Here is a 14,994-nt window from a genome sequence, read left to right as displayed (position 1 = left end):
CGGGGGGGGGGGGGGGGCGCGGGGGGGGCCCCGCCCCCCCCCGCCCCCCCCCCCCCCCGCGGGGGGGGGGGCCCCCCCCCCCCCCCCCCCCCCCCCCCTCGGCTTTTGGCCCCCGCCGACGACTTCGGACGGCTACCGTGAGGTCCATGCCGATCCGAGCCGTGCTGTGGGACATCGACGACACGATCTTCGACTACTCCAACGCCGACCGCACCGGAATGCGGCAGCACCTGGAGCGCGAGGGCCTGCCCGAGGCGTACGCCTCGGTGGACGTGGCCCTTGAGACCTGGCGGGCGTTGAGCGTCCGGCACTGGGCGCGCATGACCGCCGGAGAGACGGACTTCCGCGGACAGCGGCGGGACCGGGTGCGGGAGTTCCTGTCACGGGACCTGGAGGACGCCGAGGCCGAGGCGTGGTTCGGGCGTCACGCCGCTCATTACGAGGCCGCGTGGGCGCTCTTCCCGGACGTGCTGCCCGTGCTGGACCTGCTGGCCCGCGACTACCGGCACGGGATCCTGTCCAACGCCAACACCCAGCACCAGCACCACAAGCTCACCGCGCTCGGCGTCCGCGACCGGTTCGAGTCGATGGTCTGCGCCGTGGAGCTGGGGATCGCCAAGCCGGAGGCCGGCGCCTTCCTCGCGGCCTGCGAGGCGCTCGCGCTGGAGCCGCACGAGGTGGTGTACGTGGGCGACGAGCCCGACATCGACGCCGGCGGGGCCGTGGCCGCCGGGCTGAGGGGCATCTGGCTCGACCGGCGGGGCAGGGGCGGAAGGCCGGATCTCGTGTCGATCACCGGGCTCGACCAGCTGCCCCGTCTGCTGGCGGGCAATACCCGTTTTGGAGCGCCGGACACCTTCGGGTAATGTTCTTTCTGCGCCGCCCGAGCGGGCCGAAAGATCCGGCCGGGAAGCGCAGACAGAGATGAAGCCCCCACCAGGGGTTGCGTTTCAGTGGGCTATGGTGTAATTGGCAACACTACGGTTTCTGGTACCGTCATTCTAGGTTCGAGTCCTGGTAGCCCAGCGCAAGACCAAGCAGTACGAGCAACATCAGTAGCACAAGCCCCCGTTGTGTAGCGGCCTAGCACGCTGCCCTCTCACGGCAGTAGCGCCGGTTCGAATCCGGTCGGGGGTACAGATCCTTCCCGCGAGAACATCATGGGTCGCACCCATCGCTCTCGATGCAGGATCGCTAGGGCCCCCGTTGTGTAGCGGCCTAGCACGCTGCCCTCTCACGGCAGTAGCGCCGGTTCGAATCCGGTCGGGGGTACTTGTCACACCATGGGCTATGGTGTAATTGGCAACACTACGGTTTCTGGTACCGTCATTCTAGGTTCGAGTCCTGGTAGCCCAGCGCAAGTCAGCAGTAAACGCGCCCCCGTTGTGTAGCGGCCTAGCACGCTGCCCTCTCACGGCAGTAGCGCCGGTTCAAATCCGGTCGGGGGTACAACAGAGTGGTACAGGAAGGCCCTTCACCTCGGTGGAGGGCCTTCCCGCTTGTCCGGGGCGAGGGCGTCCCGCGCCAAGTCGCCTGCCCGGCACCGTGGTTGCGCCGGGCGGGGGAAGGGGCCCGGAAAGGAAAAAGGGCCGCCACGACGCTGGGGCGGCCTTCCGGGAGTTCGGTCAGGAGGAGTGACGTGCGGCCTCAGCCCGTGCGGCGCAGGGCCTCGCTGAGTCGTGCCGCCGAGTCGATGACCGCCTGGGCGTGCATCCGGCCCGGGTGGCGGGTCAGCCGCTCGATCGGCCCGGAGACCGAGACCGCCGCGACCACCCGGTTCGAGGGGCCGCGCACCGGAGCGGAGACCGAGGCGACGCCCGGCTCCCGCTCGCCGATCGACTGGGCCCAGCCCCGCCGCCGTACGCCGGAGAGCGCCGTCGCCGTGAACCTGGCGCCCTGGAGGCCCCGGTGCAGGCGCTCGGGCTCCTCCCAGGCCATCAGGATCTGGGCGGAGGAGCCCGCCTTCATCGTGAGGGTCGAGCCGACCGGCACCGTGTCCCGGAGTCCGGACAGCCGTTCCGCCGCCGCCACGCAGATGCGCATGTCGCCCTGCCGGCGGTAGAGCTGAGCGCTCTCGCCGGTGATGTCGCGCAGGTGGGTGAGCACCGGTCCGGCCGTGGCCAGCAGGCGGTCCTCGCCCGCCGCGGCTGCCAGTTCCGACAGCCGGGGGCCGAGAATGAACCGGCCCTGCATATCCCTCGCCACCATCCGGTGGTGTTCCAGTGCCACGGCCAGTCGATGGGCCGTGGGCCGTGCGAGCCCGGTCGCCGCGACCAGCCCGGCGAGGGTGGCCGGACCGGACTCCAGGGCGCTCAATACCAGAGCTGCCTTGTCGAGAACGCCGACGCCGCTAGAGTTGTCCATACGACGATACTCCCGTCTCACTCTGTGAAACGCAAGTTCAATTTCCGGCGGAAGTTGCGAACCTGTGAGGGCGGCCGCACAACGGCTCGTAGCCACCGCCCCGCACGGGGGTCCGGACGGGGCACACCGAATCTCTAGTTGGGCCGGCGACGACGCCGGCCGGAGGGAAAGCGATGGGTAGGACACTCGCGGAGAAGGTCTGGGACGACCATGTCGTCCGGCGCGCGGAGGGCGAGCCCGACCTCCTCTTCATCGATCTGCACCTGCTGCACGAGGTGACCAGCCCGCAGGCCTTCGACGGGCTGCGCCAGGCCGGACGTCCGGTACGACGCCTCGACCTCACCATCGCCACCGAGGACCACAACACCCCGACCCTCGACATCGACAAGCCGATCGCCGACCCGATCTCGCGCGCCCAGCTGGAGACCCTGCGCAAGAACTGCGCGGACTTCGGCGTCCGGCTGCACCCGCTGGGCGACGTCGAGCAGGGCGTCGTGCACGTGGTCGGCCCGCAGCTGGGGCTGACCCAGCCCGGCACCACCGTGGTCTGCGGCGACTCCCACACCTCCACGCACGGTGCGTTCGGCGCGCTGGCGTTCGGCATCGGCACCAGCCAGGTGGAGCACGTCCTCGCCACCCAGACGCTGCCGCTGGCCCGCCCGAAGACCATGGCCATCACGGTCGAGGGCGAACTGCCCGACGAGGTCACCGCGAAGGACCTGATCCTGGCGATCATCGCCCGCATCGGGACCGGCGGCGGCCAGGGCTACATCCTCGAATACCGCGGCTCCGCCATCGAGAAGCTCTCGATGGAGGCCCGGATGACCATCTGCAACATGTCGATCGAGGCCGGCGCCCGCGCGGGCATGATCGCCCCGGACGCCACCACCTTCGACTACCTCGAGGGCCGCGACCACGCCCCCGAGGGCGAGGAGTGGGACGCCGCCGTCGCGTACTGGAAGACCCTGCGCTCCGACGACGACGCGGTGTTCGACGCCGAGGTCGTCATCGACGCCACCGAACTGGCCCCGTTCGTCACCTGGGGCACCAACCCCGGCCAGGGCGCGCCCCTGTCGGCCAATGTCCCCGACCCGGCTTCGTACGAGGACGCCTCGGAGCGCTTCGCCGCCGAAAAGGCCCTGGAATACATGGGGTTGACCGCCGGGCAGCCGCTGCGCGACATCAACGTCGACACCGTCTTCGTAGGTTCGTGCACCAACGGCCGCATCGAGGACCTGCGTAACGCGGCCTCGATCCTGGACGGCCGCAAAGTCGCGACAGGCGTACGGATGCTGGTCGTCCCCGGCTCGGTCCGGGTCGCGCTCCAGGCCGTCTCCGAGGGCCTGGACAAGGTCTTCACCGAGGCCGGCGCCGAATGGCGGCACGCGGGCTGCTCGATGTGCCTCGGCATGAACCCCGACCAGCTGGCCCCCGGCGAGCGCTCCGCCTCCACCTCGAACCGCAACTTCGAGGGCCGGCAGGGCAAGGGCGGCCGCACCCATCTGGTCTCGCCCCAGGTCGCCGCCGCCACCGCGGTGCTGGGCCATCTGGCCTCGCCCGCCGACCTGTCCGACGCCCGTACCCCCGCCGGAGTCCGATAGCCATGGAAGCATTCACCACACACACCGGCCGGGCCGTTCCGCTGCGCCGCAGCAACGTCGACACCGACCAGATCATCCCCGCGCACTGGCTGAAGAAGGTCACCCGCGACGGGTTCGAGGACGGGCTCTTCGAAGCCTGGCGCAAGGACGAGAACTTCGTCCTCAACCGCCCCGAACGCCGGGGCGCCTCGGTCCTGGTCGCCGGTCCCGACTTCGGTACGGGCTCCTCCCGCGAACACGCGGTCTGGGCCCTGCAGAACTACGGCTTCAAGGCCGTCATCTCTCCCCGCTTCGCCGACATCTTCCGCGGTAACTCGCTGAAGAACGGGCTGCTCACCGTGGTCCTGGAGCAGAAGGTCGTCGACGCTCTCTGGGAGCTGACGGAGGCCGACCCGACCGCCGAGGTGACCGTCGACCTGGAGGCCCGCCAGGTCCGTGCCGAGGGCATCACCGCCGACTTCGAGCTCGACGAGAACGCCCGCTGGCGACTGCTCAACGGCCTCGACGACATCAGCCTCACCCTTCAGAACGAAGCGGACATCGCCGCGTACGAGGCGGCCAGGCCCGCCTTCAAGCCGCGTACCATTACGGCCTGAGCAGCGCTTTTCCAGGACTGCGCCCCCTGCCTCCCGGCAGGGGGCGCAGTCGCTTGTTGAGACCCCGTCGGGCGACAACTCGCCCCAGATGGCACAATCGGTGCATGGAACGCGACAGCCAACTCAAGCTCTATGGCCAAGTCGCCGACCGATTGAAGGAAGCGCACGCGAAGGTGCGTGCACTGCAAGTCCCGGAGAGCGTACGGATGGCGCTGACCCGGAAGCTGCTGGTCGTCACGGCCGCGGCGAAGCACGATCTCCCGGACGCGGCAAGGCGTCTGGACCGGTTGATGAAGGACCTCGATGAGGGCCGATTCCCCGAAGGTGACTGACACGTGGAACTGCGCATCGGTCGACTTCGTTGCGGCACTAGGGTGATTAGCCCGTTTCGTGTTTGATTTGCGGTATATATCTGCCTAACGTGCGAAAAAGCTTGAACACTTTCGTTCTGGCAATGTCTCCGAAGGGGAAGACGTGAACAAGGCGCAGCTCGTAGAAGCGATTGCCGACAAGGTCGGTGGCCGTCAGCAGGCCGCAGACGCTGTCGACGCGGTACTCGACGCGATCGTCCGTGCCGTTGTCGCCGGGGACCGTGTCTCGGTCACCGGCTTCGGCTCGTTCGAGAAGGTCGACCGCCCCGCCCGGTACGCCCGCAACCCGCAGACGGGTGAGCGCGTCCGGGTCAAGAAGACCTCGGTGCCCCGCTTCCGCGCGGGCCAGGGTTTCAAGGACCTGGTGAGCGGCTCGAAGAAGCTCCCCAAGAACGACGTGGCCGTCAAGAAGGCCCCCAAGGGCAGCCTCTCGGGCGGCTCCTCCGCCGCCCGTACGACGGTGAAGGCCGCCGCCGCCAAGAAGTCGGCCGCCAAGAAGGCCACCGCGAAGAAGACCACCGCCAAGAAGGCGACTCCGGCGAAGAAGACCACCGCCGCAGCCAAGAAGGTCACCGCGAAGAAGACCACCGCGACGGCCAAGAAGGCCTCCGCGGCCGCCAAGAAGGCGACTCCGGCGAAGAAGGCCGCGACGACCGCCAAGAAGGCCTCTCCCAGCAAGACCGCGCCCGCCAAGAAGACCACGGCGAAGAAGGCGCCCGCCAAGAAGACCACGGCGCGCACGACCACGGCCAAGAAGGCCACCGCACGCAAGAAGTGAGACCGGGCACCCGCTCGCTCCTCACAACGCGCCGGGCCGGGCTCCCCTCCGGGGGAGCCCGGCCCGCGGGCTGTCCGGGCCTCGTTCGGCCCAGCGGTTCCGCTCCGGTCGGGGGCAGGGTCAGAACGTCTGCAGTGTCACCAGCGTGATCCGCAGGGCCGCGCCCTCGCCCTCGCCCTCGATCCGCACCCGTTGCCCCGGACGCAGCAGCAGCAGGCCGCCCGCGTCGAAGGCCGGGGCGTCGAAGTCCACCGGGGTGCCGTCGTCCAGCAGCACGCTGCCGCTGCGGGTCTCGGGGTCGTACGTGTACGAGGTCGCCTGCATGGGCGGCAGCCTATCGGTCGTGGGCAGGGGCGGGCGCTGCCGTGATCCGCGCCGTGTGCGACCCCACCCCCAGGGCCAGGGCGACCCGCAGATCCTCGCCCGTATCCACGTCCCGGCGCACCGAGTCGACGCCGGACAGCGCTATTTCCACCGCTCCCGACGCCAGGTGCCGGGCCCCGGACGGACCACCGAAAGCCGGACGGAATTCCGCACCGCTCGCGGCGGTCAGCAATGTCGTTCCGATTCCGGCCGCGTCGCGGAGAAAAGCGTTGGGAAAAGCGGAAGCAAAATCGAGCACCCGCGCCAATTCGTCGGTGCGCAGTGCCGGCAGATCCGCGTTGAGCGCGGCCACCGCGGCGGCGGGCCGCAGGGCCCGCACGGAGCGTGCGCCGTGCGCGAGCGCCGCGTTGAGCCCGGCCCCGGGAGCGTCCGGCACGATCCGTGCCCCGAGCGCGGAGAGAGCCGTCGCGGCCACGGCGTCGTCCGTGACGACCACCACATCCCGCACCCCGGGGCAGGCCAGCGCCGCGGCCACCGTGTCCTGGGCGAACGCCAGGGCCAGCCGGGGCCGCGCATCCTCGCCCGCCGCCCGCCCCAGGCGGCTCTTGGCCCGGGCGAGCGGCTTCAACGGAACGACCAGGGACCAGGGCCCGGCCGGATCGGTGTTCGTGGCGATCTCCCCCTCCGTACGCGTCAGGACTTATTCTCGCCTGCCGGTACGACAACCTGGAGGTCCGCTACCGAACGTGAGGCGTACGGTGTTCTCGACAGAGCAGGGGCCCGGGGCGAGACTTGACCGTCAGTAGCCAGGCCGCAGGCCGAAATACTTAAGGAAGGTGTCCGAGTGTCCCGCCGCAGAATCGGCTTCTGGTACCGCCTGGCGGCGGTCATCGCCAAGCCGCCACTGGTGGTTCTGTTCAAGCGCGACTGGCGGGGGATGGAACACATTCCGGCCGAAGGCGGATTCATCACCGCCGTCAATCACAACTCCTATCTGGACCCGCTCTCCTACGGCCACTTCCAGTACAACACCGGGCGGGTGCCTCGGCTCCTGGCGAAGGCCGGCCTCTTCCGCACCCCGTTCGTCGGGACGATGCTGCGCGGCACCGGCCAGATCCCGGTCTACCGCGAGACCACCAACGCCCTGGACGCCTTCCGGGCCGCCGTGGACGCCATCGAGCGCGGCGAGTGCGTCGCCTTCTACCCCGAGGGCACCCTCACCCGGGACCCCGACATGTGGCCGATGGCCGGCAAGACCGGGGCCGCCCGGGTCGCCCTGATGACCAAGGCGCCCGTCATCCCCGTCGCCCAGTGGGGCGCCAACCTCGCGATGCCGCCGTACGCCGAGGAGAACAAGTTCCGGCTGTTCCCCCGCAAGACGCTCCAGGTGCAGGCCGGACCGCCCGTCGACCTCAGCCGCTTTTACGGTCTGGAGCCGACCCCCGAGGTGCTCCGCGAGGCCACCGAGGCCATCATGGCGGCGGTCACCCGCGAGCTGGAGGACCTGCGCGGCGAGAAGGCGCCCGCCGAGCTCTACGATCACCGCAAAGCCCGTGCTGAACAACGGCGCAGGGCCCAGGGAAAGGGACCCACGTGACGCACCCCGTAAAAGCAGCCGTCTTCGGAACCGGCTCATGGGGTACGGCCTTCGCCGTGATCCTCGCCGACGCGGGCTGCGAGGTCACCCTCTGGGGCCGCCGCGCCGAGGTCGCCGAGACCATCAACACCACCCGCACCAACCCGGACTACCTCCCGGGCATCGCGCTCCCCGACTCCATCCACGCCACCACGGACGCCGCCGAGGCTCTGCGCGGGGCGGAGTTCGCGTTCCTCGTCGTGCCCTCCCAGACGCTGCGCGCCAACCTCGCCGACTGGGCCCCGCACCTGGAGCCGGACACCGTCCTGGTCTCCCTGATGAAGGGCGTCGAGCTGGGCACCGCCGAGCTGATGAGCGAGGTGATCGCGGACGTCACGAAGGTGTCCGCCGACCGTATCGCCGTCGTCTCGGGACCCAACCTGGCCAAGGAGATCGCCGAGCGGCGCCCCGCCGCGGCCGTCGTCGCCTGCGCCGACGAGTCCGTCGCCCAGCGCCTCCAGGCCGCCTGCCACACCTCCTACTTCCGGCCGTACACCAACACCGACGTCGTCGGCTGCGAGCTCGGCGGCGCCGTGAAGAACGTCATCGGCCTCGCCGTCGGCATCGCGGACGGCATGGGCCTCGGCGACAACACCAAGGGCTCCCTCATCACCCGGGGCCTCGCCGAGACCACCCGGCTGGGCCTGGCCATGGGCGCCGACCCGCTGACGTTCTCCGGACTCGCGGGCCTGGGCGACCTGGTGGCCACCTGCTCCTCGCCGCTCTCGCGCAACCACACCTTCGGCACCAACCTCGGCCGGGGCATGACGCTCCAGGAGACGATCGCCGTCACCAAGCAGACCGCCGAGGGCGTCAAGTCCTGCGAATCGGTCCTCGACCTGGCCCGCAGGCACGGGGTCGACATGCCCATCACCGAGACCGTCGTCTCCATCGTCCACGAGGGCAAGTCCCCGGTCGTCGCCGTCAAGGAGCTGATGTCGCGGAGCGCCAAGGCCGAGCGACGCTGACGTCTCCCCTACCAGCAGGTACGCTCATCGCGATATGAGCAGCGAGAACCTCCCCCAGAGCCCTGAGCGCGCCGAGAGCCCTGAGCCGCAGCGCCGCAAGCCCCGCGTGGCTGTCGTGTTCGGCGGCCGCAGCTCCGAACACGGCATCTCGGTCGTCACGGCCGGCGCCGTCATGAAGGCCATCGACCGGACCAAGTACGACGTCCTGCCGATCGGCATCACGACGGACGGCCGCTGGGCCCTCACCGCCGACGATCCCGAACGCATGGCCATCACCGACCGCAAGGTCCCCGACGTGGACCGGCTCACCGAGTCCGCCGAGGGCAGCGTCGTGCTCTCCGTGGACCCCGGCAGCCGCGAGGTCCTCTACAGCGAACCCGGCTCCGTGCCCAAGGCACTGGGCGAGGTCGACGTCGTCTTCCCCGTGCTCCACGGTCCGTACGGGGAGGACGGCACCCTCCAGGGTCTCCTCGAACTCTCCGGTGTGCCCTACGTCGGCGCGGGTGTCCTCGCCTCCGCGGTCGGCCAGGACAAGGAGTACATGAAGCGCGTCTTCCTCTCCTTCGGGCTGCCGGTCGGCCCGTACGAGGTCGTCCGCCCCCGCGAGTGGGACAACGACCCCGCCGCCGCCCGCAAGCGGATCGTGGACTTCGCCGGCGAGCACGGCTGGCCGCTGTTCATCAAGCCCGCCCGTGGCGGCTCCTCGATGGGCATCACGAAGGTCGACTCCGTCGAAGGACTCGACGAGGCGATCGAGGAGGCCCGCCGCCACGACCCGAAGTTCCTCGTCGAGTCGCTGCTGCGCGGCCGCGAGATCGAGTGCGGGGTGCTGGAGTTCGAGGACGGCCCGCGCGCCAGCGTGCCCGCCGAGATCCCGCCGGTCACCGCGCACGACTTCTACGACTTCGAGGCCAAGTACATCGACTCGGCCGCCGGGCTCGTGCCCGCTCCGCTCACCGAGGAGCAGACCGCCGAAGTCCAGCGGCTCGCCGTCGCCGCCTTCGACGCCGTCTCCTGCGAGGGCCTGGTGCGCGCAGACTTCTTCCTCACCGAGGACGGCTCCTTCGTCATCAACGAGATCAACACGCTGCCGGGCTTCACCCCGATCTCCATGTACCCGCGCATGTGGCAGGAGAGCGGCGTCAGCTACCCGGAGCTGGTCGACCGGCTGATCCAGGCCGCGTTGAGCCGCTCCACCGGACTGCGCTGACGAAGCCGACGGCCTTCAGAACTTGCTCGGTACCGTCTTGGAGACCGGGCCGGCGAACGAGGCCAGCGGCGTGATGTCGTGGGCGTACGTCGAGTCCAGCGTGACCTCGACGTACGCCTTGCGGTACGTGGTCGTGAACCGCGGACCGGAGCCCTCGGGCTCCTCCAGCATCCACTGCACACCGTCCGCCTCGACGCCCTGCGACTGGGGGTCGTCCATCTTGGCGGGCCGGGGGACCCCGCAGCGCAGTACGATCGCCCCGTCCCCCCAGCCGGCGGTCAGCTCCGAATCCGGGGAGGGGTCGCTGCGTTCCAGTTCGAGGACGGTCTCCGGCAGTTCCTCGTGCAGGGCCTCGCAGTACGCGGCGGCCTCCGAGGACGGCGTCGGAACCGTGATCGAGGGCTCCGCGTCGCTGAGGGAACAGCCCGCCGCGGCCAGCACGAGCACGGCAGCGGACGGACCGAGGAACATCGAGCGGGGGGAACGGCGGGCGGATGACGTCACCGGCCCAGCCTAGACGGGGGTCAGAGGTGGACGACCGGGCAGGTCAGGGTCCGTGTGATGCCGTCCACCTGCTGAACCTTGGCGACCACCATGCGGCCGAGTTCATCGACCGTGTCTGCTTGGGCCCGCACGATCACGTCGTACGGACCGGTGACGTCCTCTGCCTGGATGACTCCCGGAATCTTGGAAATGGTCTCGGCGACGATCGACGCCTTGCCCACTTCGGTCTGGATGAGGATGTACGCCTGTACCACGGAACCTCCAGGGCGGCCACGAGGATCATGTGGGGGAAAGGGACGCCACGTTATCGCGTTGCCGCGGGCCACGGGGAGACCTACGGGCCGGATGACGTCCACAGCGTGGCGTACAGGGCGCAGAAGTTGACGTATCTCTTGACGGTACCGACAGCACAGACGGCTCGCGACCGGGGGCCCGGACGGGTGTCCGGGGCGATAAAGGAGAGGTGAGACTCGGTGAAGGGAACCGTGGGCGAGTTGGGGGAGTTCGGGCTCATCAGAGAGCTCACGTCCCGGCTCACCACCACTCCGGCGGTACGGCTGGGGCCCGGCGACGACGCCGCGGTCGTGGCCGCCCCCGACCGCAGGGTCGTGGCCAGTACGGACATCCTGCTGGAAGGCCGGCACTTCCGGCGTGACTGGTCGACGGCGTACGACGTCGGCCGCAAGGCCGCCGCACAGAACCTCGCCGACATCGCGGCCATGGGCGCCGTGCCCACCGCGCTGCTCCTCGGCCTCGTCGTCCCCGCCGACCTCCCCGTCACCTGGGCCGCCGAACTGATGGACGGGCTGCGCGACGAGTGCCAGGTGGCGGGCGCCGCCGTGGTCGGCGGCGATGTGGTCGGCGGCGACACGATCACCGTCGCGATCACCGCCCTCGGCGACCTGCGCAACCACGAACCGGTCACCCGGGCCGGCGCCCGCCCCGGCGACGTCGTCGCGGTCACCGGCTGGCTCGGCTGGTCCGCCGCCGGATACGCCGTGCTCTCCCGCGGCTTCCGCTCGCCCCGCGCCTTCGTCGAAGCGCACCGCCGCCCCGAACCGCCGTACCACGCGGGCCCCGCGGCCGCCGGACTCGGCGCCACCGCGATGACCGACGTCAGCGACGGCCTCGTCGCGGACCTCGGACACATCGCGGAGTCCAGCAAGGTCCGCATCGACCTGCGCTCCGGCCTCATCGACATCCCCTCGCAGATGTCCGACATCGGCCAGGCCGTCGGCGTCGACCCGCTCCAGTGGGTACTGACCGGGGGAGAGGACCACGCGATCGTGGCGACCTTCCCGCCGGACGTGAAACTGCCCGCCCGCTGGAAGGTGATCGGCGAGGTCCTCAACCCCTCCGCCCTGCCCCAGGTCACCGTCGACGGAGCGCCCTGGACCAGCAAGGGCGGCTGGGACCACTTCGGCTCCATCGAGGACACCCACTAGCGGCCGGTCCGTCCGGCGCTGCCGCTAGATTGCTGCGTATGCCCATACGTACCGCTGTACCGCCCCGCGTGCTCACCGTCGCCGGATCCGACTCCGGCGGCGGTGCGGGGATCCAGGCCGATCTGAAGACGATGCTCGCGCTCGGCGTGCACGGCATGAGCGTGCTCACCGCCGTCACCGCGCAGAACTCCCTCGGCGTCCAAGGCGCGTGGGAGCTTCCGGTGGACGCCGTACGCGCCCAGTACCGCAGCGTCGTCGACGACATCGGCGTCCAGGCCGTGAAGACCGGAATGCTCTCCTCCGCCGCCCTCGTGGAGACCGTCGCCGCACTCCTCGCCACAACCGACGCCCCCGTCGTCGTCGACCCGGTCGGCGTCTCCAAGCACGGCGACGCGCTGCTGGCCGCCGAGGCCCTCGATTCCGTACGGACGAAGCTGCTGCCCGTCGCCACCGTGGCCACCCCGAACCTCGACGAAGTGACCCAGCTCACCGGGGTCACGGTCACCGACGAGAGCGGGATGCGCCGCGCCGCCGAGGAGATCCTCGCCTTCGGACCGCGCTGGGTCGTGATCAAGGGCGGCCACCTGCCCGGTGAGGCGGTGGACCTGCTCACCGACGGGAACGCGGAACACTGGCTGCGCGCCCCCCGGCACGACAACCGCCACACCCACGGCACCGGCTGCACCCTGGCCTCCGCCATCGCCTCCGGGCTCGCGCTCGGCAAGGACGTGCCCACGGCGGTACGGGACGCGAAGACGTACGTCACCGGCGCGATCGAGGCCGGCTTCCCGCTCGGCGGCGGCATCGGCCCCGTCGACCACGGCTGGCGCACCCGCCCGGCCGGCTCGACCGGCACCGACCCGGCCGGCACCGACCCGGCCGCCTGATCAGCGTCTGAGCACAGCAAAAAGCCGGTCCACCGAGATGGACCGGCTTTTTGGGCAACCGGCAGGCTGCGCTACGACGGGGACGTCAGCGCGCGACCTTGCCGGCCTTGATGCACGAGGTGCAGACGTTGAGCCGCTTCGGCGTCCGACCGACCACGGCACGCACGCGCTGGATGTTGGGATTCCAGCGACGGGACGTACGGCGGTGCGAGTGCGAAATGCTGTTGCCGAAGCTCGGCCCCTTGCCGCAAACGTCGCAGTTGGCAGCCACGGGTCACTCCAAAGACTTCAGATGCACTTACAGTGAAATCCGGCGCGCCGGAATCATTTGACTGAAGTGGCGGTACCGGAGGAATGGCCCGACTCTCATCGGGCAACCGGAGCAGCATACAACGCCTGCTCCGGAGATACGAAACTACCACGGGTCGGCCCCCCGCCCCGCCCGCCCCCTGTCCGGACCGGAACCCCGGCAGGCGGGCTAACCTGCGGTGCAGTCCGTCGCCACGGCCGTTCGAGGAGGACCATCGGTGCCGCAGCCCCCCGACGATCTGAACGCCGTCGCGGTGCGCACCTGGTGCTCACTGGCCCTGGAGGCCCTGGGCCGGGAGCGCGCGGAGATCGACGCGATCAACGTCTATCCCATCGCGGACGGGGACACCGGCACCAACCTCTATCTGACCGTCGAGTCCGCAGCCGCGGCCGTCGAAGCGGTGTTCGCCGCGCATGAGACCGGAACCACCGCGCCCGCCACCGCCGACGCCGTACGCGCCATGGCGCACGGCGCCCTGATCGGTGCCCGGGGGAACTCCGGCACGATCCTGGCCCAGCTGCTGCGCGGGATGGCCGGGGTGCTGGCCGACGGCGGCGACGCGGCCCACCTGCGCCTCGCCCTCACCCGGGCCGCCGACGCCGCCCGCCGGGCCGTCGCCCACCCCGTCGAGGGCACCGTGCTCACCGTCGCCGCCGCTGCCGCCGAGGCCGCGGCGGGCGAACCCGCCGCGGGCGAGGAATCCGACCTGCGCACCGTCGTGCACGCCGCGTACGACGGTGCGCTCGCGGCCCTCGCGAGGACGCCCGAGCAGCTGGCCGTCCTCGGCCGGGCGGGCGTGGTCGACGCCGGGGGCCGGGGACTGGTCGCGGTCCTGGGCGCGCTGGTGGAGGCCGTGACCGGGCAGGCTCCGGCACGGGGGCCCCGCACCGGGCCCGGGAGGACGCCCGTGCCCGTGGACGGCGGCTCCGTGGTGGGCCTGCCCGTGGGCTGCACCCCGGTCGAGGGCGGCGTTCCCGGAGGACCCGCGGGGATGGGACCGCTGGACTGCCCCGAGGACGGGGGCGCCGGGCCCGCGTTCGAGGTGATCTACCTCCTGGAGGCCCGTGACGAGCAGGTGGCCCGGCTGCGCACCCGGCTCGACGCGCTCGGCGACTCCCTGGTCGTGGTGGGCGGCGACGGCCTCTGGCACGTCCACGTCCACGTCGACGACGCCGGGGCGGCCGTGGAGGCGGGCGTCGAGGCCGGGCGGCCCTACCGGATCCGGATCACCCACTTCGCCACCGAGAGCGGCCACGACCTCCGTGTCCAGGCCGAGCCCACCCAGCGCGCCGTCGTCGTCGTGGTCCCCGGCGACGGACTGGCCGGGCTCTGCACCGAGGCCGGCGCCACCACCGTGATCGCCCGCCCCGGCGAACCGCCCGCCAGCGGCGAACTGGTCGACGCCATCCGCCGCGCCCACGCCCGCGAGGTGGTGCTGCTGCCCAACGACGCCGCCCTGCGCCACACCGCCGCCGCGGCAGCCGAACAGGCCAGGACCGAGGGGGTCCGGGTCGCCCTCGTCCCCACCCGGGCCGCCGTCCAGGGCATCGCCGCTCTCGCCGTCCACGAGCCCGACCGCGGCTTCGACGAGGACGTGGTCGCCATGACCGCCGCCGCCGGCGCCACCCGCTACGCCGAACTGGCCGTCGCGGAGCGCCAGTCGTGGACCATGGCCGGGATCTGCCAGGCCGGGGACATCCTCGGACTGATCGACGGCGACGTGGCCGTGATCGGCGCCGACGTCCCCGCCACCGCCCGCACCGTCCTCGACCGGATGCTGGCGGCGGGCGGCGAACTGGTCACCCTCGTCCTCGGCGAGGACGTCCCCGAATCGCTGGCCGAAGCGCTGGAGGACCACGTGCGCGAGGGCTACCTCGCCGTGGACACCGTCGTCTATCGGGGCGGGCACCAGTGCGCACCCCTGCTGATCGGCGTCGAGTAGCCCGGAATCCGCGGCACGGGTCGCGCCGGGCGGACAGCTGTCAGTGCCGTGGTGTGCA

17 protein-coding genes and 5 tRNA genes are annotated in these 14,994 nt (G+C 71.0%); 16 read left to right on the top strand and 6 right to left on the bottom strand.

What is annotated here, in order from left to right:
• The first annotated feature begins 146 nt into the window (after positions 1-146).
• The 6 genes from ACIRJT_RS28440 (at position 147) to ACIRJT_RS28415 (ending at position 1,449) form a co-directional block, all read left to right on the top strand.
• Entirely contained in the window at positions 147-866 is a 720-nt protein-coding gene (locus tag ACIRJT_RS28440) for an HAD family hydrolase (RefSeq protein WP_403914413.1), read from the top strand.
• Positions 867-954: 88 nt separating this feature from the next.
• Positions 955-1,026, top strand: a tRNA-Gln gene (locus ACIRJT_RS28435).
• A 38-nt stretch (positions 1,027-1,064) separates the two neighbouring features.
• Positions 1,065-1,137 (top strand) — tRNA-Glu (locus ACIRJT_RS28430).
• Positions 1,138-1,199: 62 nt separating this feature from the next.
• Positions 1,200-1,272: transfer RNA gene (locus ACIRJT_RS28425), tRNA-Glu, on the top strand.
• A gap of 12 nt (positions 1,273-1,284) precedes the next feature.
• A tRNA-Gln gene (locus tag ACIRJT_RS28420) sits at positions 1,285-1,356 on the top strand.
• 20 nt (positions 1,357-1,376) lie between these two features.
• Positions 1,377-1,449: transfer RNA gene (locus ACIRJT_RS28415), tRNA-Glu, on the top strand.
• A 198-nt stretch (positions 1,450-1,647) separates the two neighbouring features.
• Here ACIRJT_RS28415 and ndgR read toward each other — a convergent pair.
• Entirely contained in the window at positions 1,648-2,364 is a 717-nt protein-coding gene (gene ndgR / locus ACIRJT_RS28410) for an IclR family transcriptional regulator NdgR (protein WP_003966003.1), read from the bottom strand.
• Between the two features lie 173 nt (positions 2,365-2,537).
• On the opposite strand from ndgR, the gene leuC reads away from it, so the two are divergent.
• The 4 genes from leuC (at position 2,538) to ACIRJT_RS28390 (ending at position 5,710) form a co-directional block, all read left to right on the top strand.
• A complete protein-coding gene (gene leuC / locus ACIRJT_RS28405) occupies positions 2,538-3,965 on the top strand; it encodes a 3-isopropylmalate dehydratase large subunit (protein WP_403914410.1) in 1,428 nt (475 codons plus the stop codon).
• 2 nt (positions 3,966-3,967) lie between these two features.
• Complete coding sequence (gene leuD, locus ACIRJT_RS28400; protein ID WP_403914407.1) at positions 3,968-4,561, top strand: 3-isopropylmalate dehydratase small subunit; 594 nt, start codon at positions 3,968-3,970, stop codon at positions 4,559-4,561.
• A 104-nt stretch (positions 4,562-4,665) separates the two neighbouring features.
• The gene (locus ACIRJT_RS28395; protein WP_032790676.1) at positions 4,666-4,893 is read left to right on the top strand and encodes a hypothetical protein; all 228 of its coding nucleotides are present in this window, start codon (positions 4,666-4,668) and stop codon (positions 4,891-4,893) included.
• Between the two features lie 142 nt (positions 4,894-5,035).
• Complete coding sequence (locus ACIRJT_RS28390) at positions 5,036-5,710, top strand: HU family DNA-binding protein (RefSeq protein WP_097867892.1); 675 nt, start codon at positions 5,036-5,038, stop codon at positions 5,708-5,710.
• Positions 5,711-5,830: 120 nt separating this feature from the next.
• Here ACIRJT_RS28390 and ACIRJT_RS28385 read toward each other — a convergent pair whose 3' ends face one another.
• Together ACIRJT_RS28385 and cofC are read right to left on the bottom strand one after the other, a co-directional pair.
• Positions 5,831-6,034 (bottom strand): hypothetical protein, encoded by a 204-nt coding sequence (locus ACIRJT_RS28385; protein WP_032790675.1) that lies wholly within the window; start codon positions 6,032-6,034, stop codon positions 5,831-5,833.
• A gap of 10 nt (positions 6,035-6,044) precedes the next feature.
• A complete protein-coding gene (cofC, locus tag ACIRJT_RS28380; protein WP_403914499.1) occupies positions 6,045-6,731 on the bottom strand; it encodes a 2-phospho-L-lactate guanylyltransferase in 687 nt (228 codons plus the stop codon).
• Between the two features lie 147 nt (positions 6,732-6,878).
• Between cofC and ACIRJT_RS28375 the strand changes: the two genes are divergently transcribed.
• Genes ACIRJT_RS28375 through ACIRJT_RS28365 form a run of 3 tightly spaced genes read left to right on the top strand, consistent with a single transcriptional unit; the run spans position 6,879 to position 9,848 of the window.
• Positions 6,879-7,631 carry a lysophospholipid acyltransferase family protein gene (locus ACIRJT_RS28375; protein ID WP_403914403.1) on the top strand — a complete coding sequence of 251 codons (753 nt, stop codon included), beginning with the start codon at positions 6,879-6,881 and terminating at the stop codon, positions 7,629-7,631.
• Complete coding sequence (locus ACIRJT_RS28370) at positions 7,628-8,638, top strand: NAD(P)H-dependent glycerol-3-phosphate dehydrogenase (RefSeq protein ID WP_215104298.1); 1,011 nt, start codon at positions 7,628-7,630, stop codon at positions 8,636-8,638. Before ACIRJT_RS28375 ends, ACIRJT_RS28370 begins: the two co-directional genes overlap by 4 nt.
• 34 nt (positions 8,639-8,672) lie before the next feature.
• Positions 8,673-9,848, top strand: coding sequence for a D-alanine--D-alanine ligase family protein (locus ACIRJT_RS28365; protein WP_403914400.1), 1,176 nt, complete (start codon positions 8,673-8,675; stop codon positions 9,846-9,848).
• A gap of 15 nt (positions 9,849-9,863) precedes the next feature.
• Here ACIRJT_RS28365 and ACIRJT_RS28360 read toward each other — a convergent pair whose 3' ends face one another.
• Positions 9,864-10,352, bottom strand: coding sequence for a DUF3515 domain-containing protein (locus ACIRJT_RS28360; protein WP_371626139.1), 489 nt, complete (start codon positions 10,350-10,352; stop codon positions 9,864-9,866).
• 20 nt (positions 10,353-10,372) lie between these two features.
• Positions 10,373-10,606 (bottom strand): Lrp/AsnC family transcriptional regulator, encoded by a 234-nt coding sequence (locus ACIRJT_RS28355; protein WP_006127869.1) that lies wholly within the window; start codon positions 10,604-10,606, stop codon positions 10,373-10,375.
• A 219-nt stretch (positions 10,607-10,825) separates the two neighbouring features.
• On the opposite strand from ACIRJT_RS28355, the gene ACIRJT_RS28350 reads away from it, so the two are divergent.
• Both ACIRJT_RS28350 and thiD read left to right on the top strand, forming a co-directional pair.
• Entirely contained in the window at positions 10,826-11,797 is a 972-nt protein-coding gene (locus ACIRJT_RS28350; RefSeq protein WP_371626140.1) for a thiamine-phosphate kinase, read from the top strand.
• Between the two features lie 38 nt (positions 11,798-11,835).
• A complete protein-coding gene (gene thiD / locus ACIRJT_RS28345) occupies positions 11,836-12,684 on the top strand; it encodes a bifunctional hydroxymethylpyrimidine kinase/phosphomethylpyrimidine kinase (RefSeq protein ID WP_403914396.1) in 849 nt (282 codons plus the stop codon).
• A gap of 85 nt (positions 12,685-12,769) precedes the next feature.
• Here the strand turns inward: thiD and rpmB are convergent, their stop codons facing one another.
• Positions 12,770-12,955, bottom strand: a complete 186-nt coding sequence (gene rpmB / locus ACIRJT_RS28340; protein ID WP_003965989.1) for a 50S ribosomal protein L28 — start codon at positions 12,953-12,955, stop codon at positions 12,770-12,772.
• A 256-nt stretch (positions 12,956-13,211) separates the two neighbouring features.
• Between rpmB and ACIRJT_RS28335 the strand changes: the two genes are divergently transcribed.
• Positions 13,212-14,936, top strand: a complete 1,725-nt coding sequence (locus ACIRJT_RS28335) for a DAK2 domain-containing protein (protein WP_403914393.1) — start codon at positions 13,212-13,214, stop codon at positions 14,934-14,936.
• Positions 14,937-14,994 lie beyond the last annotated feature (58 nt).

It is taken from the genome of Streptomyces sp. NPDC102283 (assembly GCF_044766265.1).
GTDB lineage: Bacteria > Actinomycetota > Actinomycetes > Streptomycetales > Streptomycetaceae > Streptomyces.
This window is presented reverse-complemented; position numbering and strand designations above follow the sequence as displayed.